1 protein-coding gene is annotated in these 275 nt (G+C 62.9%); it reads right to left on the bottom strand.

All coding sequences use genetic code 11. From position 1 onward, the window contains the following. The coding region (locus tag E0702_RS17280) for a hypothetical protein (protein WP_132045759.1) at positions 1-232 on the bottom strand (232 nt) is incomplete at its 3' end. Positions 233-275: the final 43 nt, after the last annotated feature.

Below are 275 nucleotides of genomic sequence, written 5' to 3' on the forward strand. Positions count from 1 at the left end.
GGCGGTTGCGCTCGGATATGCAGCCGGCGCGCAGTTCTTCGGCGGCGACCAGCAGGCGCAGGCTTGTCTGCGGGTCGAGAGACCGCGCGAGACTGCGATGGGCCATTTCCGCCAGCGAGGCGGCGACTTCCAACGCGATCTCGGCCCGTTCGCTCTCGCTCAGCAGGCCCAGCGCGTCAAGAGAGGCGTCGATATGGAAGCGCACGAGGTCGCGCGTTGTTTGTTTCTTCATGGTTAACAGTCCTGAAAACTCGTTAGCATCGTCGATACGAGTG

The organism is Halomonas marinisediminis, from assembly GCF_004347715.1.
Lineage (GTDB): Bacteria > Pseudomonadota > Gammaproteobacteria > Pseudomonadales > Halomonadaceae > Halomonas > Halomonas icarae.